This is a genomic window from Acinetobacter marinus, from assembly GCF_900096915.1.
Classification (GTDB): domain Bacteria; phylum Pseudomonadota; class Gammaproteobacteria; order Pseudomonadales; family Moraxellaceae; genus Acinetobacter; species Acinetobacter marinus.
The window spans coordinates 1-20,850 of sequence record NZ_FMYK01000014.1; the positions used below are offsets into that span (position 1 = coordinate 1).

The window sequence follows — 20,850 nt, forward strand, 5'->3', positions numbered from 1 at the left end:
CACTTAGCGCTGATGGTAGTGTGGGGTTACCCATGTGAGAGTAAGTCATCGCCAGCTTTTAAATCCAAAGCCCTCACCTAAAAGGTGGGGGCTTTCTTTATTGCAAGGTTTAAAATAATACTTAGTCACTCATATTCAAGGTGAGCTTATGTGGTGTCCGTGTGGTTCGGGTTTAAACTATTCAGCGTGTTGTCAATTGCTTCATTTAGGTCAAGAAATAGCACAAAGTGCTGAGCAGCTGATGCGCTCTCGCTATAGTGCCTATGTGCTGCAAGAAATTGATTATATTGTTAAAACGACTGCACCATCTCAGCAAAAATTACTTGATCAACAGGCAATTGCAACATGGAGCAAGCAGACCAAATGGGACGGTCTAGATGTGATTGCAGATCATTCAAAACTCGGCAAAAACCATGCTCAAGTTGAATTCAAGGCTTATTATTTAGCCCCAACTGTAGCGGATAGTGCTATTCGTGATGCTCACCACGAGCGATCTGCATTTGTGAAAATTGCTGAGCATTGGTATTTTATTGATCCTACGGTTGCTTTGCCAACCATGAAACAACCTTGTTTATGTGGCTCGCAGAAAAAATTTAAGCTGTGTTGTTATCCTTGTTTAACTGACTAACCTAAAAAGTACGGTCTCGTTTTCAGCAAGCGTATTCTGCGTGGTTGTTGCGTCATTTTTATCGCATCAAGTTTAATTTTCGCTACAATAGCCATATTTTCTGCGACACATTTGTGATGCAAATATGCTACTGACTGTTATTTATATTATTGCGATTACTGCTGAGGCGATGACAGGCGCTTTATCTGCTGGACGACGCAGTATGGATTGGTTTGGTGTCATTCTGATTGCTTGTGTCACGGCACTCGGTGGCGGTTCGGTGCGTGATGTACTGCTTGGACATTATCCACTGACATGGGTCAAGCATCCTGAATATCTGGTACTGACGACTTGTGCGGCACTATTTACCATTCTGATTGCCAATTGGATGAAGCATTTTCGCAATATGTTCTTATTGCTCGATGCGCTCGGCTTGATTGGCTTTACCATCATTGGCAGTCAGGTGGCGATCGAAATGGGACATGGCTTTGTCGTAGCGGGTGTTGCAGGTGTGCTGACGGGTGTGTCGGGCGGTATTCTGCGGGATATTTTGTGTAATGATGTGCCTTTAGTGTTTCGCCGTGAGCTGTATGCCAGTATTTCCTTTGCTGCGGTGCTATTTTATTGGGTCTGTCTGCATTATGTCCATTTAAATCTTGAAGTGACCGTCATTCTGACCTTAATTTTTGGTTTTAGCTTACGTGTGGTGGCGATTTATTTTGGTTTAGAAATGCCAAAATTTATTTATAAAGATGATGACGAAAGTTCAGCCTCGTCTACCGATGACCATTAAACTTGAACAATATCTATGTCTGCACAGTATCTAATTTGCTGAAAGAGTTGCTGAATTGATCATTTTGTGGCATGATGCGCCTATTCTAGCTGGATTGAAATATAAAAATATTCAGTGAACAAAGTTTGACAAGGGGAGTAGCCTCCTCCAAACGAGAAAGCGTAGTTCTGAATTAAAGTTTCGGTTTTCTCGTGTCAGATATCGTCAATACACTTTGCAAAAAGTCGGTATCTGAGCATTGTTTTGATTTGAATGGTTTTGAAATCAAAGCAATGTAGGCAAGACCTTGATCATGTTGGCACAGGTGTATACATCTGGCGACTGGTCGAGGTTTTTTTATGTCTACAAGACTTATAAAAAAATTCGCTCAATTGCCAGATGCGGGAGTGATTAATGGATTCTGTCGGTAATATTTGGCTGTATTTGGTATTTTTTGGCATCGTGTTTGTGATGCTATTGATTGATTTTCTTGGCTTTAAGCAAAAGCAAGGTGAGGTTGTACCGATCAAGCAAGCCGCTTGGTGGAGTGCGGCATGGGTCACTGTGGCGATGCTTTTTGCGGGTGGTCTGTGGCTCTATCTCAAGCAAAGTATTGGTGTCGAAGTTGCCAATCAAAAAACGCTGGAGTACATCACAGGTTATCTCTTAGAAAAGTCATTAGCGATTGATAACGTCTTCGTCTGGCTGATGATTTTTGCTGCTTTTGCGATTCCGCCTGCGCTACAACGCCAGATTTTGCTATATGGTGTCATCGGTGCCATTGTTCTGCGTACGATTTTCATCTTGATTGGTGCATGGCTAGTCCAAGAATTTTCGTGGATTCTGTATATTTTCGGTGCATTCTTGGTCTATACAGGGATCAAGTTTTTACGTGGTCAAGAAGAGGAAAGCAATGTCGAAGATATGGCATTGCTGAAATGGTTGCGCAAGCATGTGCCAATCACCACGACCTTGCAAGGCAATAAGTTCTTTGTGCGTGAGCAAGGCAAGCTCTGGATGACACCGTTATTCGTGGTGTTGATCTTGGTGGAGTTTTCCGATGTGATTTTTGCGGTGGACTCGATTCCTGCGATCTTTGCGGTGACTACTGACCCGTTCATCGTGTTAAGTGCCAATTTGATGGCGATCTTGGGTCTACGGGCGATGTTCTTCTTGCTCTCAGGTGCGGCGGCGAAGATGCATTATCTGCCGTATGGTCTGGGCATTATCCTGTTATTTATCGGCTTTAAGATGTTGATGCTGGATGTGTTCCATATGCCTGTATGGATTTCATTGGGCTTTATTGCTGTGGTGCTCAGCATTACCGCATATATGTCGATTCAATATGCCAAGAAGCAAGAGGCGCAAAACTAATGCTTGTGCTTTATAAATCAACGCAGAAATAAATATGCCCCGTATGTCGCTATCGAGATACGGGGCAATTTTTTACTGCTGAGGTTAGCATTTGAAGGGCTGTTTACTCACCAGCGAGAGAGCATTCAAAATTGGACTTATCGACGCTACAACGGGCTTTTTTCAATACCGCCATCATTGATTTGTCATACACACCTTGTTTGGTGAGGGCAATGCGTGATTCACGCATCATTTTTTGATAACCAATTTTATCATCTGCGGGGATGGTCATTTTGTATTTAGCTGGGATGCCCGCTTCGAGTTTGGAAATGGTGCTAAAGGCTTTTGGTAATTGTTTAACAAACCAGTCTCGTGATTTTTGTCCAAAGCCTGCAGGGAATTTCTCAGGGTGAATAATCACGTTGGCAGTGACATGTAGAATCGGGAAATTGACCATTGCACCCTTAGATCCCAAGCCTTTGTGTAATTCTAAAGGTTTAAACGCATAGGCTGGTGCACCAATGATATCGACCTGACCGTTGTTAAATTTTGAAGCGAAATTGGTGACATCAGATGACACAGGCTGTGCACCGATCTGTTGCACCATTTTCTTTTGCGCTGAATCATAATCGAGTACGGCAATTTTTTTACCTGCAGCTTTGGCAACAGAGTTGATGCTACGATCATTGACAAATAAATAAGCAGAACCTAGCGGTGCGACGCCGACAATTTCATATTTCTTGTTGGCGCTGACCATTTTGGCTGCATTGCGTGAGTTGAGGGTAAAGCTAATGGCACTTTGTGCGACTTTGTTGTTGGGTACGGCACCAATCGAGTCGATTGATCCAACAAATTTATTGTATTCACGTCCACGCATCGCAGTGATGCTGACGCCATCACATTTTCCTGCTTTGAAATCTTCGTTGGCAACACGCTCATCGGTGTAGGCTTTGAGCTTGACATCAGCACCCCACGATTTGGCTTGTAGCGCCCAACCTTTCATTTGTTGATAGGCTTCACCTGAAGCACCTAAGAGATCGAATACGCACATGGTCGCAGCGTGTGTGTTCGCCATCGTGCCCATTGCAGTGGTTGCCATAAGGGCAAGCGCAAGTTTTTTCATCTTTGCATCATCCTGTCAAATTTTTGTTTTATGGAGAGACTCGTTCTCAGCCATTTGAGCAGAATCATATCCTGCTACGGTCTAAAATAATAGAGTAATTACTCCAATATCTCTAAGAATTGTACAAAATTATGCAGAAAATGGAAGTCAAAAACACAAAAAAGACAATTTACATTGTCAATATTTGTATGTTTGCTGATGTTAAGAACGGTGTTTTCATTCAGACCAAACTTTGGCTCGGTGGCAAAATTGTTTACAATAGCGCCATGATTTTTTTGATGATAATTTCCCATGATCCAACTTGAAAATTTTAGCATCCGACGTGGCGTTCGTGCTCTATTCCAAAATGCCACCATGCAAATCCATCTAGGTTGGAAAGTGGGCTTAACAGGGGTCAATGGCGCAGGAAAATCATCCTTGTTTGCTGCGCTACTGGGTGAGCTTGGCGCAGATGAGGGACAGTTGACACGTCCACAAGGCTGGGTCGTGGCGCATATGGCACAAGAGATCGAGGCGCTGGACGTACCTGCGCTGGATTTTGTCTTGTCAGGTGATGCGGAATATTGGCAAATCCAAAATAAACTGCAAAATAGTGATCAGTTCAGTGATACAGAACTTGGTGAGTTGCATGCTCGCTTTGATGAGATTCATGGCTATGTTGCGCCTGCCAAAGCAGCACAATTGTTGGCAGGTTTAGGTTTTTTTGAATTTCAGATTCGTCAGCCTGTACAAAGTTTTTCGGGTGGGTGGCGAATGCGCCTGAATTTGGCACGTACCTTGATGAGCCGTTCAGATTTATTATTACTCGATGAGCCAACCAACCATTTGGATTTGGATGCGATTTTGTGGTTAGAAGATTGGTTAAAGAGTTATGCAGGCACATTGGTATTGATTTCGCATGACCGTGATTTTTTGGATGCAGTGACTGATCATATTTTACATATTGAAAATGCAGAATTAACACTCTATTCAGGCAATTATTCGAGCTTTGAAACCATACGCAGTGAACGCTTATCACAACAGCAACAAGCCTTTGAGAAGCAACAAGAAACCCGAGCACATCTACAAAAGTTTATTGATCGTTTCAAAGCCAAAGCCACCAAAGCCCGCCAAGCGCAGAGCCGTATCAAACAGCTTGAACGTATGCAAAATCTTGCGCCTGCGCATGTGGATACGCCGTTTACCTTTAGCTTCCGTGAACCAACTCGGATGAGCTCGCCATTACTGAGCCTAGACGATGCGACGATTGGTTATAGCACAGAGAAAAGTATTGCCTCAAAAGTAAAATTGCAAATCACGCCGACGACACGTTTGGGTTTACTTGGCATGAACGGCGCAGGGAAATCGACGCTGATTAAATCGTTGGTCGGTCAATTGCCTTTACTTTCGGGGGAACGCCAAGCCTCAGAATTACTGAATATCGGCTACTTTGCACAGCATCAGATGGATGCGCTGGATGATCAAGCCAGTCCGATGTTACAGCTGGCTCGGATTGCGGATAAATCGATTAGTGAAGCGAGTTTGCGCTCATTTTTAGGCAGTTTTGGTTTTAGCGGTGAGCGCATGGATACACCGTGTCAGCGCTTCTCTGGCGGTGAGCGTGCTCGTTTGGCATTGGCATTGATCGTGTGGCAACGCCCGAATGTGTTGATCCTCGATGAACCGACCAACCATTTGGATTTGGACATGCGTCATGCGCTGACGATGGCGCTACAAGACTTCGAAGGGGCGGTGGTGTTGGTCTCGCATGAGCGTCAGTTGATTGCCACAGTCTGTGATGATTTGTTGCTTGTCCATGATGGGCGAGTGACGGAATTTGATGGTGATTTGAAAGAATACAGCCAGTGGCTACGTCAAGCACGTCAGCAGATGCTACAAAAGCAACAGGACGACATCTCAGCGACAGCCAGCACAACCACAGATTCGACACAGACTGCAAAAGCAATAAATAATCCAACAGCACCGTCACCGAATAGCAAAGTTGATAAAGAAGCACAGCGTAAAGAAAATGCACGGCGTCGTGAGCAAACTCGTCCACTTCGTAAGAAAATGGAACAATTAGAGAAATCTATCGAGAAAGCGCAATCACAGCTAACAACCATTGAAAATCAATTGGCGGACAGCGCAATCTATGATGCTGAGCGTAAAGCCGAATTATTGCAACTGATGGATCAGCAGACAGCGCAGAAAGCAAAATTGGCGCAAGATGAGGAGCAATTGCTTGAGTTGATGATGGAATTGGAGGAGCTGGAAGCCAGTTTTGAGGGTTAAGGATCTTCAGTTTTGTTAACTTATGTGATTCATCAGCCCATGTGATTTTGAGAAAATGGAGTTAAATTATCACTGCTGTATCATTTTACTCAAGATAAATGAATCGCTTAGCGCAACTGTTGCGGCATCAGCTTGAATTTAAAGCCTTACATATTGTATGTATTCTTTACATACCACTTAAGATTGGCAACTTTTGCTAAACAGTATTAGTCATCGCAACTCGGCATAATGCATGTATTGAAACGATCGCATGAGACACGATCAACCCTCAAGGATGTCAACAAAACATCCTTCTTCTCAAAGCCTAGGCTCTCCCCAGACCTAGGCTTCTTTTTTGCCTATAGTCAGCGAACTTAAATCCTGCTACAGGGTTCACCTCGCTCGCAGTACTACGTGTACACCTTCGCTTGGTTGCCTTGTATCAGAAATTAACTTCTTCGACTATATAAATTCACTCCTTAAAAATCTAGGCAAAATAAAACCGAACATTGATGTTCGGTTTATATACTTCAAGAATAAAAATCTTAGATCGAGAATGATGAGCCACAACCACAAGTTGTTGTTGCATTTGGATTTTTCACGATAAATCGGGAACCTTCTAAGCCTTGGACATAATCCACTTCTGAGCCTAAAAGATATTGATAGCTGAGTGAATCGACGACCATTTTTACATCACCATTTTCAAATTCGGCATCATCATCATTGACACTTTCTGCAAAGTTAAAGCCATAAGAAAAGCCCGAACATCCGCCACCCGTCACGTAGACACGGAGCATCAAGTCCGCATTGCCCTCACTATCACGCAGTTGGCGTACTTTGTCGGCAGCATTATTGGTTAAAACTAAGGCTTGTGCAGTCATGATGATCTCCACCTATAAATCAGAACGGGTATTTTAGCATATCTGTGCGAATTTGTGATTTACAAGTGGGAATCTGATGTGATGGATTCATTTTTTTGAATATTGTTCATCTTTGAGTGCACATTCAAAGTTTTGCCGATTTTCAGCGCAACGGGCACGCCAGAGAAGCTCCATCATTTTTTTGTCATAAATGCCTTCTTTAGTCAGCTGGATACGAGCTTCACGCATCATTTTTTGATAGCCGATTTTGTCTGCATCAGGGATTTGCATCCAGTATTTGGCAGGGATGTCTTGTTTCATTTTGCCCAAAATCGTGAATGCACGAGGCAATTGTCCTCTGATCCATGTTCTGGACTTTTGCCCAAAACCTGCGGGAAATTGATCACTGTGAATGATCAGATTGCCCGAGACTTGCATGAGTGGATAATTGGCAATTGCGCCTTTAGTCCCCAGTCCTTTGTACAGCTCTAATGGGCGAAATACAGCGGCAGGCGCACCGATAATATCGACCTGACCATTGTTAAACTTTGCACCGAAATTGGTGACATCGGCGGATACAGCTTGAGCGCCGACTTGTTGCACCATTTTCTTTTGCGCTTGGTCATAGTCGAGCACCGCAATTTTCTTTCCTGCAGCTTTGGCGATGGTATTGATACTGCGATCATTTAAAAATAAATAGGCATCACCAACAGGGACAATGCCGACGATTTCATATTTGCCTTGTTTCATCTCTTTGGCAAAGCGTGGATCAGCCAAAGTTTGCATGACTTTGACCGCCAGTTTTAAACTTGGAATTGAGCCAATCTAATCGATCGAACCTGTAAAACTGTTGAATTGGCGTCCACGCATTCCTGTGATACTGGCGCCGTCACATTTTCCAGCTTTAAAGTCTTCGGTCAATACACGTTCATCGGTGTAGGCTTTCAGCTCGATATTGGCACCCCATTGTTTCGAAGCAAGTTGATAATCTTTCATCAAGGCATAGACATCACCTTGTGTACCAACCAGATCAAATACACAAAATGTTAGTTTGGCGTGTGCCGTATTGAGGCTCAGCATGGTGAGCAAACTCAGTGTGCTGAGTCCGATCAGCGTTTTGATTATTTTCATGGAGTATTCCTTGAATGCACGTCCTGCATACTTTTGTTGTTTTAACGGTTCAATCAAAAGTATAGATATGCAAGGCGTACATCGCATTGGTCAAAATGACAGGAAATTGTCCATGATGCACAATGCGTGAATAATCCATTTTGCAAGATTAGCCAGAAAGTTTTTTTGTTAAATCAATCAGTTGATTTGCCAAATTGATCAGTACATCTTGCTCAGCATCATTACCTTGGAAATTTTGTGATTTTGTTCGTGCAAAGATGTCACGAATGAGCAAGCTGATATTACTGTCAATCATACCGAGTGCGGTAGTGACTTGGCGGATTTGTGAGATTGAACGTGCACCATTGACCGAGCCATAGCTGACAAAGCCGACTGGTTTTCCGCTCCATTCAGCGCCGAGATAATCCAAGGCATTTTTCAGGGCAGGTGAGTAGCCATTGTTATATTCTGGAGAAATCAGAAAATAAGCATCGCCTTCAGTGATTTTTTCAGACCATTTTTTTTGTAGTGGATCGCTATAATTGCCTTTTAATGACATCGGTGATGCACCGCTAAACATTGGCAAATCCCAGGTTTTTAGATCGACAATTTCCACTTCGGCATCAATATCTTGCAAGGCATTTTGCATCCACTCGGCGACATGGATCGCCACACGATTTTCCCGAACGCTGCCGACAATAATCTGAATCTTCATTGTAATTTCCCTGTGCTTGTTTTATGTTTTGAGCTTAGCAAAAATACAGCGATGGAAAAGTAAGAATATGTCAAATTTGCAAGATCCACGGGTGCTATTGGCTTTGGAGCGCACAGTGTTGGCGTGGAATCGGAGTAGTTTGGCATTGATTGCTTTTGGCTTTGTCATTGAAAAATCAGCCTTTCTTGCGCAACTGGTCGATCCTGTAAAATATGCCGACAAGATTGCATTTAGCAAATGGACTGGGGGCGGGGTGATCGTTTTGGGGATGATTATCTGTCTGATCTCGGTGCAACAATATCGTATTGCGCTGCGCTCAATCACCGATGCGGAAATGATGGAAGGCTATAAAACCAATCAGCCGATGCTTTTGGCAGGGTTTAGTATTTTGGTCGGGATGTTATTGATTATTTCGTTTTGGGTTTGATGCTTTTATACGGCTAACTTTTTGGTACATCGCCTGCTAAGCAACGACGTTTCCAATCTTGGTTAAATGCTTCGAGAACTTGTTCAGCTTTTGCTTCATCGTATGTTTCAGGCTGAGTTTCATCTGCGTAAACAGGAAAGGTTTTTGCTTCATCAATAATTTGAATAAAAACAGCAGATTCTTCCTTGAATTGATTGGTATAGGTTGATTTTGAGTCTTCAATATCATTGCCTAATTGATGCATTGTCATCAATAGGTCAGTTGCTACTACTAGAGCCTCGCAATCGGCTTCTTTTGATTCTGCGAAGCTCAATGAGCTGATGCTTAAGAGTGCAACAAATATAGTTTTTTTCATTATTTCATTCCTGAGAATTTGATCTCACATCAACCGAATGCCTTGCTGACCTTGCGGGGTGACTTTAAAGATTTCCACCGCAAAAGTAATATTTTTCCCTGCAAGTGGATGATTAAAATCAATCTCAGTAATGTCATCACCTACAGACATCACCACGCCAAATAGACTGGCTTTGGCTTTATCTTCAAATTCGATCATGTGACCAACTTCTGGACGTTGCTCAAATTTGACTGTGTCGAAGCGTTGCACATTCTCAGGATTCCATTCACCAAACGCATCTTCAGGTGGTAGGCTCACAGTACGGCGATCGCCAGCACGTAAGCCGAATAGTGCTTTTTCAAAACCTGGTAAGAGATTACCATCACCGATGACTAAAGATACTGGCTCATCTCGGCTACGGGTATTGTCGATTTCTACGCCATTTTCGATCGCCACGGAAAAGTGCAATTGCACTTTTGAACCCTCTTCGATGCGGGTTTCATCATTTGGATTGATAATTTCAGACATCAGTTTCACCGTCATTTTCAGTCATTGTGGTGGAATAAGGTTAGTTCGATTTCAGCTAGACGTTATGGGTTTGATGACGTTTTTTCTCAAGGAAAAAGGTGTCGATCAATAACAAAATCGTCCCTAAAGTAATCGCACAATCGGCAAGATTAAACACAGGGAAATTCCACGTTTGATAATGCACATGCAAAAAGTCGATCACCACGCCATGTACTTGTTCACCACGATAATTGACCAATTGTGTGGTCAGACGGTCGATCAAGTTACCCACTGCACCACCCAAAATCAACGCAATCGAGGCAGGCAGGACTTTTAAAGTTTTTGGCATGCGCAACAACCACACCACAAAAAACACCGAAACGACACTCGCCAATCCTGTAAAGAAGTAGCGTTGCCAACCGCCTGCATCAGAGAGAAAGCTAAAAGCCGCACCGGGATTGTAGGCAAGCGTCCAGCTAAATACAGGCAGGACATTGACGCTATTGCCTTCAAAGACCAATTTATCCAGCGCAATTTGTTTGGTAATTTGATCCAAAATGATGGTCAGGATACTGAGTCCCAACCACCAAAAATTCACTGCGTTAAAGCGCAACCAATCTGCTTGCTTAGGCATATTTTCTCTCTTCACCAGTGCCTGATGGCAAGTTGATGATGCAACGTGAACACAATCCCTCATGACCTGCATGGGTGTTCACATCAGGCAGTACATGCCAACAACGCACACATTTCTCACCGTCTGCGCTCGATACCGCAACACGCAAGCCGTCGATGTCCGTCGCTTCACCCTGTGATGCATCAAACGGGTGTACAGCAACTTGTGAAGTGATCAGTACAAAGCGTAATTCATTTTCCAAGCGGTCAAGAATGGTTTTTAATGCCTCATCCGCCCAAATATCAACTTTGGCAGAGAGATTTGAACCGACCAATTTGGCATTACGTGCCGCTTCGATTTGCTTATTCACCGCAGATTTGACTTGAATCAGAGCTTGCCAATCAGATTCGCTGATTAAGTTGTGCTGGGTTGATTTTGGCAGATCGTACCATTCAGCAGTAAAGACATATTTTTCCGCTTGCTCAGGAATCAGTTCCCACGCCTCTTGTGCGGTAAAGCTCAAGATCGGACTCATCCAACGCACAAAGGCTTGCACCAAGTGATACAACGCCGTTTGTGCAGAGCGACGTGCTTGCGAGTCGGCTTTGGTGGTGTACTGACGATCTTTGATGATGTCGAGGTAGAAACCACCCAAGTCATTGATACAGAAATTCGTTAGCGCATTGGTCACGACATGGAAATTCATCTCGTCGTAGGCTTTGCGAATCGTCGCTTGCACTTCACTGGCACGTTGAATGATGTATTGATCTAAGGCGATCAACTCATCCATCGGCAGTGCATCACGACTAGGCACAAAACCATTTAGATTGGCGAGCATAAAGCGCAACGTATTACGAATACGGCGGTAGCTATCGGAAACACGGTTGAAAATTTCTTTCGATGCGGCGATTTCATAGCGATAGTCGCTCGAAGCCACGTACAGGCGTAGACCGTCTGCACCGAGTTGTTTGATAATTTCTTCTAATGGGATGTAATTGCCCAAAGATTTTGACAATTTACGACCATTTTCATCGACAGTAAAACCGTGTGTCAGCAATGATTTATACGGCGCATGACCACGCACACCAATACTGGCAAGCAGTGAAGTTTGGAACCAGCCACGATGTTGATCCGAACCTTCGAGATAGAGATCGGCAGGGCTTTGCAAGTCGTCACGTTGATCAAGCACGGCAAAATGCGTTGTACCTGAATCAAACCACACGTCTAAAGTATCACGCACACAGTTGTATTGTTCCGCATCTTCGGCAGACAAGAAATCTTTACCATCACGGTTAAACCATGCGTCAACACCTTCTTGCTCGATCAGCTTTGCCACCTCTTCGATCAACTCAGGCGTACGTGGATGCAATTCATGGGTGTCTTTGTGCACGAAAAATGGAATCGGTACGCCCCATGTACGCTGACGAGAGATACACCAATCTGGGCGTCCATCGACCATCGATTGCATACGATTTTTACCCCAGTCAGGGATAAATTCGATGTTATTTTCAATCTCATTCAAAGCGGTTTCACGCATGGCACATTGTTCCATGTTGATGAACCATTGTGGTGTAGCACGGAAGATGATTGGCGTTTTGTGTCGCCAGCAGTGTGGATAGCTATGGGTAATTTTCTTATGCGCCCACAGACGACCCGTTGCACCAAGTGCTTCGATGATTTGCGGATTGGCTTTATAGATGTGCTCGCCTGCAAAGATCGGTGCAGTTGGGAGATAAACACCGTTCGAGCCAACAGGATTGTCTACGGCAAGGCGATATTGCAAACCGACTTTATAATCGTCCACACCATGACCTGGTGCGGTATGTACTGCACCTGTACCACTACCTGCGGTGACGTGTTCGCCCAAAATCACAGGCACTTGGCGCTCAGCGATCAATGGATGTTGTAATAATAAATGTTCGATTTTGTCGCCTGTAAAATCCGCCAAAACTTTTGGATGTTCTAGTTGATAGCGTTCACATGCCGAAGCAACCAATTCTTTGGCAAGAATCAGGTTATGCGTGCCACGATCGCTTTCAACTTCAACCAATTGATAGTCAAGTTCAGCATGCAGTGCCACCGCTTGGTTGGCAGGCAGAGTCCACGGTGTCGTCGTCCAGATCACAATATCGGTTGGCGTGCTGACAGATACACCGAGCTTCGCTGACAAATCCGCAAGATCCACGACGCCAAAACCAACATCAATCGCATCAGACTTTTTATCTTCATATTCCACTTCAGCTTCAGCAAGCGCCGAGCCACAATCCAAACACCAATTCACTGGTTTTAGACCGGGTTGGATATGACCATTTTTTTGAATTGCCGCCAATGAACGGACAATATCCGCTTCTTGCTTAAAGTTCATGGTCAAATACGGATTGTCCCAATCGCCAAATACACCGAGGCGTTTAAAGTCTTTTTTCTGCAATTCCACTTGGCTGAGCGCATATTCACGGCAGGCTTTACGGAAAGTCGTTGCATCGACTTTGACGCCGACTTTTCCGATTTTTTCTTCGACTTTCAGCTCGATTGGTAGACCATGACAGTCCCAACCAGGTACATACGGCGCATCCATACCGTCCATGACACGGCTTTTCACGATGATGTCTTTTAACACTTTATTCACCGCATGACCGAGGTGAATACTGCCGTTGGCGTATGGAGGACCATCATGCAGGATGTATTTTTTCTTGCCAATTCGAGATGCACGAATCTGCTGATAAATGTCGTCGGCATACCAGTCGTCTAACCATTTTGCTTCACGCACCGCCAAATTGGCTTTCATGGCAAAATCAGTCTGTGGCAAGTTGAGTGTGGCTTTATAATCCACGACATTTTCAGAAGGTTGCTTATCGCTCATGCATCTGTCTTCCAGTTGGGTTAACGTGTTGATTTATCTTGATCAGCGCAATGGCAAATCTGTTTAGACAAAAAAAAGGGTTAATGGTGTCATTGATGTAAAAAATCAATCGAGTCATTGTCGTCTCGAAATTTTTTCAATTGCATCACATCATCATCAATACCATCTTGCAGCGCTTGCAACGATGGATAATTTTTTTCACCATGTAAATAGTGCAAAAAGGTCACTCGTACCAGCAAACCGTACAGATTAGCAGAAAGCTCAGGGAAATGAACCTCCAATCGCCACTCAGGTGTATCTTGCGCAATCGCAGGACGAGTACCGACATGACCTGCACCATACAGACTTTCAGGCAAATAACCTTTAATACCACTTTGGCTGCTCTGTTGATCTGTATGTTGCGTTGCTAAAACCTGTGAAAATGGTCGTTCCAAGCTCTGCACATCGACTGCATAAATACCACTTAAACATGGTTTATGACGATGCAAGGCGACATTAATGGTGGGGAAATTAATGGTACGACCGATCTGATCACCATACACCACACGCCCTGTAATGCTGTACGGACGCCCCAGAAGCTGTGCGGCAAGGGCAAAATCACCTTGTTGCAACACCTCACGGATGCGAGTTGAGCTGACACGATCGGCATCGTGATTCACGGTATGCAAATTGGTCACGTCAAAGCCTTGTTGACGGAGAAAATCACTATCGCCACTACGATTTTTACCAAAATGAAAATCATCGCCGAGCACGAGACTTTTGGCATTGAGTTGATGTTTTAATAATTCTGCAAACTCAAGTGCACTCATGCCACGAAAGGCATCATCAAACTTGGCAACGGCAACATAGTCCACGCCAAGCTCGGTCAGTAATTCAACTTTTTCACGTAATGATGAAATACGAGGCGGTGCGTCGCTACCTTGAAAAAATTCTAAAGGTTGTGGTTCAAAGATCATCACCAAGCTGTGTAATTGTTGTGCTTTGGCGATATTTTTCAGCTCAGCAATCATCGCCTGATGCCCAAGATGGACACCGTCAAAGTTGCCAATGGTGACAACGGTCGGAGGTAACTGATGATGAGGAGTCAGCGCATGCAAACGAAGCAGCTTCATAGCCAAAGTGAAATCTGAACAATTTAAAGGCGACTATTGTGCCATAAATTGATTAAAAATGTTATGCGTCAATGCATTTCAAGCCAAGCAGTCGAAAGACAATTATTTCGCTAGACGGTAATAAGAGTATTTGACGTTTTTATCTTTGTAGACATCGTAGCTACGTTGTTTAAAGTCGGACACCCAACTGTTGCCACTATAGCCTGCGATATGACCGTATTTATGCTTTTGCGTGCGGTGGATAATATAAATATCACCATCTTGTGGGTTGTCAAAAGCAGGTGTGATTTGACGGTAGCCGATGGTTTTTAAGGTATCGCCCCAGTCAGACGCTGCCACAGGATGTGATTGAAACTTTGCCCCAGCAGACTGTAATGCAATACGAATGCTACGTGCGCATTTACTGGTACTGGTTTGGCGAGTAATGCCTTTGAGCTTATTGGTAAATAAATCCAAACTAAAAAATTTAGAGCTCAAACCACGTGCACCATCAAAGGGACCAGTATGCTTTTGTGCAGATTTGGCGATCACTTGGACTTGTGGCTGTGTGTTGAAATAAGCGGTGTCGGTTGCGGCATTATCGTAGATCATACAAACATCGTGAATTTTAAGGCGCAGTATAAATAACACACATTTTTCAAAAATGGGAGCAATGTAATAAAATGAAATATTATTACATTACACATTTGGCAAAAAATTTATAAAAATGTGAACTAATTCAAATGAGTCGATCAAATATTCATCGCAGTGTAACTGATTGGTTTATATTACATAAAACTATGTTTTAAATATGTGTCATCGAACCAAGTACACGCAAGCCGTTTGCACCTGTGACTGCAGGCAGATTTCCAGCTTGACCTTCACAAAAGCGCATCGCAAGCCAAGCAAAAGCGGTCGCTTCTACCCAAATCGGCGCCAACCCAAGCGCTTCGGTCGTTTGTACAGACCAGTTGTGCTTACGCAGTCGCCAGCGCAGTTGTTCGAGCAATGTGCCATTAAATGCACCGCCACCACAGACATAGATTTCACCTGTCGGCATAGCTTCTTTACTGCGATAAATGGCTTTTTTAATCGCTCGGGTGGTGAGCTTCATTAAAGTCGCTTGCACATTTTCAGGCTGATCTTCCAGTTCGTCATAGTCAAGATCGTTGCGCCAATCTGCCAGTTGATCATGGAGCCAGTCGATATTGAAGTCTTCTCGCCCTGTACTTTTTGGTGGTTCTTTAGAAAAATAATCGTGCGCTTGCAGACGGTCGAGTAGCGAGCGAATCGGATGGCCGTAAGCCGCCCAATTGCCATTTTCATCATAAGGCTGACCTGTATAACGGTCGCACCACGCATCCATCAGAATATTAGCAGGTCCTGTATCAAAGCCGAAAATTTGCTCAGGCTGACCCGCAGGGAGCATGGTGACATTGGCAATTCCGCCCAAGTTTAAAATCACCCGATGAATACTGTGATGCTGAAATAACACTTGATGAAACGCAGGAACCAGCGGTGCACCTTGACCGTTTGCCGCCAAGTCCCGACTACGAAAATCGTAAACCACGGGAAGATTGGTGAGTTCGGTAATGATATGCGCATCACCAATTTGCAAGCTAAAGCCACTTTCAGGACGATGGCGAATGGTCTGACCATGTGAGCCAATCGCTCGGATTTGACTACGATCAAGCTGGTTGTCTTCGATCAGTTGATTGACACCATTGCCAATCATTTTGCCCAGCGCCACGTGCGCAACCGCCATGCGATCAATTTCATTATCATCAGGCAGTGACAATGCCATGAGCTGATCACGCAAATCTTCTTCGAATTTCAAGGTCAAAGTGGCGTGGATTTTTAGCGGATCAAAAGATGCGGCAACGAGGTCTAAGCCGTCCATGCTCGTGCCTGTCATCACACCAATATATATTGCACTCATGCCGATCTTTGCCTGCATTTTCCGAAAAAAATGTTAGTATATCGCACAATTTGAAAGTTAGAACGATTAGGTTTTACTGATGAGTACTTTTCTACCTGCTGAAGAGCAGTTGGCGTTAATCCAACGTGGCACGCATGAGATCATTTCCCAAGATGATTTATTGAAAAAATTGAAACAAAATCGACCGCTACGCATCAAGGCAGGCTTTGATCCGACTGCGCCAGATTTGCATCTCGGTCATACCGTACTCATCAATAAACTCAAAGTATTCCAAGATCTTGGGCATGAAGTACTATTTTTGATTGGCGACTATACTGCCATGATCGGCGATCCATCGGGGAAAAGTGCCACTCGTCCGCCGTTGACTCGTGAGCAAGTCGAGGCCAATGCCAAAACTTATCAAGAGCAAGTGTTTAAAATCCTTGATCCTGCCAAAACCAAAGTGGTATTTAACTCAGAATGGTTTTCAAAACGCTCTGCTGCGGATTTGATTCAATTGGCAAGTCAGCAAACCGTGGCTCGTATGCTAGAGCGTGATGACTTCTCAAAACGCTATCAAAGCGAGCAACCGATTGCCATTCATGAGTTCTTGTATCCATTGGTACAAGGTTATGACTCGATTGCGATGCAAGCCGATGTTGAGCTTGGTGGGACAGATCAAACCTTTAACTTGCTGATGGGACGTACTTTGCAAGGGCGTTATGGACAAGAATCACAAGTCTGTATCACTGTGCCGATCTTAGAAGGCTTGGACGGTGTCAAGAAAATGTCCAAATCGCTTGGCAACTATATCGGTGTATTTGATGCACCAGGTGCGATGTATCAAAAAATCTTGTCGATGCCTGACAGTTTGATTGAGCGTTATTTTGAATTGCTCAGCTTTAAGTCGATGGATGACATCGAAACCTTGCTCAAAGAGATGGCAGACGGACGCAATCCGCAAGAGATCAAACGCATCTTGGCTCTAGAAATTGTGGAACGTTTCCATGACCGTGAAGCGGCTGAAAATGCCCATAAAAGCGCAGGAAACCGTATTGTCGATGGTGAAGTGCCTGAAGACACGCCTGAAGTTGACATTTCACTGTCTGAAAATGGCGGAGAAATCTTTATTGGCTCGATCGTGCGTCTTGCAGGGCTGACCAAAAATGCAGCGCAAGCCAAAGATGCAGTCGCTCGTGGCGCAGTCAAAGTCGATAATGAAGTGGTTGATGGTTCATTTTCTGTGAGTGCACCAAAAATTGTGGTGATCCAAGCAGGTAAAAAAGCCATCGCTCGCGTTAAGTTTATCGATTAAATCACAATCAATCTTTAATCAAATTGAATAAACGTCACCATCATGGTGGCGTTTTTTTATGTGTGGTGAATATATTTAGAAAAATATAAAAAATCATAAATTGATGAAAGCCTGATCAGAAGCGAATTCCGACTAAATTGGTTTAGTTTTTATATAGGATAAATGTAACCAAATTAAAAACTTCTTGTAAAAATATGTGGCGATATTATGATTAAAAAGAGAAATGCGTCACATATTGTGTGGAGATTGTGAGAAATGAATAAAATATATCGTGTCATCTGGAATGCAAGTTTAGGCATATTTATCGCTGTTTCTGAAAATGCGAAAAGTGTGTCGAATTCAAGCAGATCATCAACCGTTGGAAATAATAAAGATCAAATTCCACCTGTCGAAAATCATCCGCAAAAATTTAATGTCAAAATTTTGCCACTTGCGATTTTAACCATAATGTCGCCATCTTTAGCATTTGCAGGTTATGCAGTTGGTGGTGGTAGTACATATTCCGATTGTTTAGGTCTGAATCCTGGCACTGCTGCTAATCAGACAACAGGTATCGCCATTGGTAATCAAACAACGGGTTTATATACCTGTGCAACGGGCAATGAAAATGTTTCAATCGGTGCCAATGTCGGTGGCTACGGATTTCAATCTGTGTTGATTGGTAGTGATATCTCAACCTCAACTGCCGCAGAACAAGCAGTGATTATTGGTTCAAACTATCATGATAATCCCACTCAATCGACGGGAAAAGGTGGTGTGGCTATCGGTAGCGGTCTAACGGTAGGTTTAGATAGTCCGGTAGCAAATGGCACGGGCTCTATTGCCTTGGGTTCAAGTGGTACTTTATCAACCTATACAACATTAAATGGCGCACAAGCCACAGGCAACTATAGTGCTGCGATGATGGCTGGATCGGTGGCATCAGGTGCGAACTCGATCGCAATGGGTGTCAGCTCTTCAGCACTGGCCAACTATTCGCTTGCTTTGGGGCAAGAAGCAAAAGCGAATAATGCCTCTACGGTTGCTATGGGTTACCTAGCCAGCGCAACAGGGAATAACTCGATGGCACTGGGCACCAACTCTACCACAAGCGCAGGTAGTGCCGTTGCTGTTGGGAGCGGATCAAAAGCGAACTCATCAAACTCAGTAGCAGTAGGTTCAGTCTCATCTGCGACAGGGAATAACTCGACAGCCTTTGGGACAGATGCACAATCAAATGGTATTCGCGCAGTTGCTTTGGGGGCGAACTCTCGAGCTTCGGCAGATAATACCACGGCAGTCGGACCAGGAGCTCGTGCGACATCCATAAGAGCAACTGCAGTGGGTATGGGTGTACGTGCTGAAGCTGTAAATGCTGTGGCACTAGGAACTTCAGTTTTCGATGATGCTGGAAACTTAATTGGATATACAACGGCGAGCGGGTTAAATTCTACGGCTCTTGGTAGTGGTGCACAGTCAACTGCTGAAGCAAGCCTAGCTGCTGGACAGCTCTCAACTGCCTCAGGTATTAGCTCAACTGCTCTAGGTGATAGTGCTACAGCCTCTGCAACCAATGCTTATGCTTTAGGTGCAAACTCTCGGGCTGTATCTCTTAGCAGTATTGCTATCGGTGATCAAGCACAGGTTGGAGAATATGATTCAACAGGTGGTGTTGTTGGTGATACGACTACGGATGCATACGCAGGAGTTGCTATCGGGAATCGCGCATTAGTAACAGGTGTACGTGGCGTAGCGCTTGGATCATATTGGGAAGATCCAACAGGCGTTAACAGTTCTGTAGTCACGACTGCATCAGGTGTGAACTCCACAGCACTTGGTAGTGGTGCACAGTCAACAGCTGAAGCAAGCCTAGCAGTTGGACAGCTCTCTACTGCCTCAGGTATTAGCTCAACTGCTCTAGGTGATAGTGCTACCGCCAGTGGAGAAAATGCGATAGCTATCGGTAAAGATAGCCAAGCGACAGCAGAAAATACAATCTCAATTGGTACAGGAAATGAGGTGTCAGGCGAGGGGTCTGGTGCTATAGGAGATCCATCATATGTCACAGGAGCAGGAACTTATACCATCGGCAATGACAATGGAACGTCTGCGGCGCCAATAGCTGCTGATAATGCTGGTGCTTTCGGTAATGACAATTTAATGAGCGATACAGCTGATGCAAGTCGTATTGTAGGGAATGGCAATAATATCAGTGGTGAAAATACCTTCGTAATTGGCAATAATGTCACAGCCACAGCAGCAAATAATGTCATCTTAGGCAATGCCAGCAGTGAATCTTCCGCAACCATCACTAATGGTGTAGCTACTCAGGTAGATGACGCCACTGTCAATGGTGTGACGTATAGCGGTTTTGCAGGCACAGCATCAGGTGTAGTCAGTGTCGGTGCAGCAGGTGCTGAACGACAAATCATCAACGTGGCACCAGGCGAAATCAGTGCGACCAGCACGGATGCGATCAATGGTAGTCAGTTATATCAAGTTGCGGATCAGCTTTCGAATGATATCGAGAGTAATGCCACTCATTTTTATAGTGTGAACTCTACTGATAATACAGCAGGAAACTATAATAATGATGGTGCAACAGGAACTAATGCATTAGCTGCTGGTGTTGGGGCTGTTGCTTCAGGCACTGAATCCGCTGCTATCGGTCGCAATAGCAATGCTGCTGATGAATATGCTGTTGCCATTGGACGTGAATCAACCGCTTCAGGTATTAACTCTTCCGCAGTTGGTGCTGGGGCGACCGCAACTGGGTTTAACTCAAATACTTTTGGTTCTGATTCAACAGCTAGTAATGAGTATGCGACTGCATTTGGTTCAGAAAGTGTGGCATCAGGATATATTTCATCAGCTATAGGTAGTGGTTCACAAGCTATAGGGGACTATGCGCTTGCAGTTGGTGAATAGCCACCAAAATTCTAGACACACATAACCATCTTTTGATGGGCCTTTTCATAATCTAATGGAGAACGCTGACCATTGGAACCATGTCTGC

17 protein-coding genes and 1 pseudogene are annotated in these 20,850 nt (G+C 44.2%); 7 read left to right on the forward strand and 11 right to left on the reverse strand.

What is annotated here, in order from left to right:
* The first annotated feature begins 148 nt into the window (after window positions 1–148).
* The 3 genes from BLQ60_RS13535 to BLQ60_RS13545 all read left to right on the forward strand — a co-directional run bounded on the left by BLQ60_RS13535 (window position 149) and on the right by BLQ60_RS13545 (window position 2,753).
* Window positions 149–628, forward strand: coding sequence for a YchJ family protein (locus tag BLQ60_RS13535; RefSeq protein WP_092621715.1), 480 nt, complete (start codon window positions 149–151; stop codon window positions 626–628).
* Window positions 629–752: 124 nt separating this feature from the next.
* A complete protein-coding gene (locus BLQ60_RS13540) occupies window positions 753–1,400 on the forward strand; it encodes a trimeric intracellular cation channel family protein (RefSeq protein WP_092621718.1) in 648 nt (215 codons plus the stop codon).
* 393 nt (window positions 1,401–1,793) lie between these two features.
* On the forward strand, window positions 1,794–2,753 hold the full coding sequence (locus BLQ60_RS13545; RefSeq protein WP_092621721.1) for a TerC family protein: 960 nt from the start codon (window positions 1,794–1,796) through the stop codon (window positions 2,751–2,753).
* A 103-nt stretch (window positions 2,754–2,856) separates the two neighbouring features.
* Here the strand turns inward: BLQ60_RS13545 and BLQ60_RS13550 are convergent, their stop codons facing one another.
* A complete protein-coding gene (locus tag BLQ60_RS13550; protein WP_092621724.1) occupies window positions 2,857–3,855 on the reverse strand; it encodes a putative solute-binding protein in 999 nt (332 codons plus the stop codon).
* 291 nt (window positions 3,856–4,146) lie between these two features.
* Between BLQ60_RS13550 and BLQ60_RS13555 the strand changes: the two genes are divergently transcribed.
* The gene (locus tag BLQ60_RS13555) at window positions 4,147–6,126 is read left to right on the forward strand and encodes an ATP-binding cassette domain-containing protein (protein WP_092621727.1); all 1,980 of its coding nucleotides are present in this window, start codon (window positions 4,147–4,149) and stop codon (window positions 6,124–6,126) included.
* Window positions 6,127–6,650: 524 nt separating this feature from the next.
* Here BLQ60_RS13555 and erpA read toward each other — a convergent pair.
* The 3 genes and pseudogenes from erpA to BLQ60_RS13570 form a co-directional block, all read right to left on the reverse strand.
* Window positions 6,651–6,986 carry an iron-sulfur cluster insertion protein ErpA gene (gene erpA, locus BLQ60_RS13560; RefSeq protein ID WP_092621730.1) on the reverse strand — a complete coding sequence of 112 codons (336 nt, stop codon included), beginning with the start codon at window positions 6,984–6,986 and terminating at the stop codon, window positions 6,651–6,653.
* An 87-nt stretch (window positions 6,987–7,073) separates the two neighbouring features.
* Window positions 7,074–8,045, reverse strand: a pseudogene (locus BLQ60_RS13565) (putative solute-binding protein).
* 199 nt (window positions 8,046–8,244) lie between these two features.
* Window positions 8,245–8,790 carry an NADPH-dependent FMN reductase gene (locus BLQ60_RS13570; protein WP_092621733.1) on the reverse strand — a complete coding sequence of 182 codons (546 nt, stop codon included), beginning with the start codon at window positions 8,788–8,790 and terminating at the stop codon, window positions 8,245–8,247.
* Window positions 8,791–8,857: 67 nt separating this feature from the next.
* Here BLQ60_RS13570 and BLQ60_RS13575 point away from each other — a divergent pair, with 67 nt between their 5' ends.
* Window positions 8,858–9,217: a YidH family protein gene (locus BLQ60_RS13575; protein WP_092621736.1), complete on the forward strand. Its 360-nt coding sequence runs from the start codon at window positions 8,858–8,860 to the stop codon at window positions 9,215–9,217.
* Between the two features lie 13 nt (window positions 9,218–9,230).
* Here BLQ60_RS13575 and BLQ60_RS13580 read toward each other — a convergent pair whose 3' ends face one another.
* The 7 genes from BLQ60_RS13580 to BLQ60_RS13610 form a co-directional block, all read right to left on the reverse strand.
* Window positions 9,231–9,572, reverse strand: a complete 342-nt coding sequence (locus BLQ60_RS13580) for a hypothetical protein (RefSeq protein ID WP_092621739.1) — start codon at window positions 9,570–9,572, stop codon at window positions 9,231–9,233.
* Between the two features lie 24 nt (window positions 9,573–9,596).
* Window positions 9,597–10,079 carry an FKBP-type peptidyl-prolyl cis-trans isomerase gene (locus tag BLQ60_RS13585; protein ID WP_092621760.1) on the reverse strand — a complete coding sequence of 161 codons (483 nt, stop codon included), beginning with the start codon at window positions 10,077–10,079 and terminating at the stop codon, window positions 9,597–9,599.
* 55 nt (window positions 10,080–10,134) lie between these two features.
* Window positions 10,135–10,692, reverse strand: coding sequence for a signal peptidase II (gene lspA / locus BLQ60_RS13590; protein WP_092621742.1), 558 nt, complete (start codon window positions 10,690–10,692; stop codon window positions 10,135–10,137).
* The gene (ileS, locus tag BLQ60_RS13595; protein WP_092621745.1) at window positions 10,685–13,531 is read right to left on the reverse strand and encodes an isoleucine--tRNA ligase; all 2,847 of its coding nucleotides are present in this window, start codon (window positions 13,529–13,531) and stop codon (window positions 10,685–10,687) included. Before ileS ends, lspA begins: the two co-directional genes overlap by 8 nt.
* 89 nt (window positions 13,532–13,620) lie before the next feature.
* Window positions 13,621–14,643 (reverse strand): riboflavin biosynthesis protein RibF, encoded by a 1,023-nt coding sequence (gene ribF, locus BLQ60_RS13600; protein WP_092621748.1) that lies wholly within the window; start codon window positions 14,641–14,643, stop codon window positions 13,621–13,623.
* Between the two features lie 102 nt (window positions 14,644–14,745).
* Window positions 14,746–15,234 carry a hypothetical protein gene (locus BLQ60_RS13605; protein ID WP_092621751.1) on the reverse strand — a complete coding sequence of 163 codons (489 nt, stop codon included), beginning with the start codon at window positions 15,232–15,234 and terminating at the stop codon, window positions 14,746–14,748.
* A 193-nt stretch (window positions 15,235–15,427) separates the two neighbouring features.
* Complete coding sequence (locus tag BLQ60_RS13610; RefSeq protein ID WP_092621763.1) at window positions 15,428–16,561, reverse strand: anhydro-N-acetylmuramic acid kinase; 1,134 nt, start codon at window positions 16,559–16,561, stop codon at window positions 15,428–15,430.
* 79 nt (window positions 16,562–16,640) lie between these two features.
* Here BLQ60_RS13610 and tyrS point away from each other — a divergent pair, with 79 nt between their 5' ends.
* Together tyrS and BLQ60_RS13620 are read left to right on the forward strand one after the other, a co-directional pair.
* Window positions 16,641–17,855, forward strand: coding sequence for a tyrosine--tRNA ligase (tyrS, locus tag BLQ60_RS13615; protein WP_092621754.1), 1,215 nt, complete (start codon window positions 16,641–16,643; stop codon window positions 17,853–17,855).
* 255 nt (window positions 17,856–18,110) lie between these two features.
* Window positions 18,111–20,762 carry an ESPR-type extended signal peptide-containing protein gene (locus BLQ60_RS13620; protein ID WP_092621757.1) on the forward strand — a complete coding sequence of 884 codons (2,652 nt, stop codon included), beginning with the start codon at window positions 18,111–18,113 and terminating at the stop codon, window positions 20,760–20,762.
* The last annotated feature ends 88 nt before the right edge of the window (window positions 20,763–20,850 follow it).

Excerpts from the sequence above, each read along its gene's own strand:
- BLQ60_RS13535 (WP_092621715.1), top strand. The coding sequence starts at position 149 with ATGTGGTGTCCGTGTGGTTCGGGTTTAAACTATTCAGCGTGTTGTCAA.
- BLQ60_RS13540 (WP_092621718.1), top strand. The coding sequence starts at position 753 with ATGCTACTGACTGTTATTTATATTATTGCGATTACTGCTGAGGCGATG.
- BLQ60_RS13545 (WP_092621721.1), top strand. The coding sequence starts at position 1,794 with ATGGATTCTGTCGGTAATATTTGGCTGTATTTGGTATTTTTTGGCATC.
- BLQ60_RS13550 (WP_092621724.1), bottom strand. The coding sequence starts at position 3,855 with ATGAAAAAACTTGCGCTTGCCCTTATGGCAACCACTGCAATGGGCACG.
- BLQ60_RS13555 (WP_092621727.1), top strand. The coding sequence starts at position 4,147 with ATGATCCAACTTGAAAATTTTAGCATCCGACGTGGCGTTCGTGCTCTA.
- erpA (WP_092621730.1), bottom strand. The coding sequence starts at position 6,986 with ATGACTGCACAAGCCTTAGTTTTAACCAATAATGCTGCCGACAAAGTA.
- BLQ60_RS13570 (WP_092621733.1), bottom strand. The coding sequence starts at position 8,790 with ATGAAGATTCAGATTATTGTCGGCAGCGTTCGGGAAAATCGTGTGGCG.
- BLQ60_RS13575 (WP_092621736.1), top strand. The coding sequence starts at position 8,858 with ATGTCAAATTTGCAAGATCCACGGGTGCTATTGGCTTTGGAGCGCACA.
- BLQ60_RS13580 (WP_092621739.1), bottom strand. The coding sequence starts at position 9,572 with ATGAAAAAAACTATATTTGTTGCACTCTTAAGCATCAGCTCATTGAGC.
- BLQ60_RS13585 (WP_092621760.1), bottom strand. The coding sequence starts at position 10,079 with ATGTCTGAAATTATCAATCCAAATGATGAAACCCGCATCGAAGAGGGT.
- lspA (WP_092621742.1), bottom strand. The coding sequence starts at position 10,692 with ATGCCTAAGCAAGCAGATTGGTTGCGCTTTAACGCAGTGAATTTTTGG.
- ileS (WP_092621745.1), bottom strand. The coding sequence starts at position 13,531 with ATGAGCGATAAGCAACCTTCTGAAAATGTCGTGGATTATAAAGCCACA.
- ribF (WP_092621748.1), bottom strand. The coding sequence starts at position 14,643 with ATGAAGCTGCTTCGTTTGCATGCGCTGACTCCTCATCATCAGTTACCT.
- BLQ60_RS13605 (WP_092621751.1), bottom strand. The coding sequence starts at position 15,234 with ATGATCTACGATAATGCCGCAACCGACACCGCTTATTTCAACACACAG.
- BLQ60_RS13610 (WP_092621763.1), bottom strand. The coding sequence starts at position 16,561 with ATGAGTGCAATATATATTGGTGTGATGACAGGCACGAGCATGGACGGC.
- tyrS (WP_092621754.1), top strand. The coding sequence starts at position 16,641 with ATGAGTACTTTTCTACCTGCTGAAGAGCAGTTGGCGTTAATCCAACGT.
- BLQ60_RS13620 (WP_092621757.1), top strand. The coding sequence starts at position 18,111 with ATGAATAAAATATATCGTGTCATCTGGAATGCAAGTTTAGGCATATTT.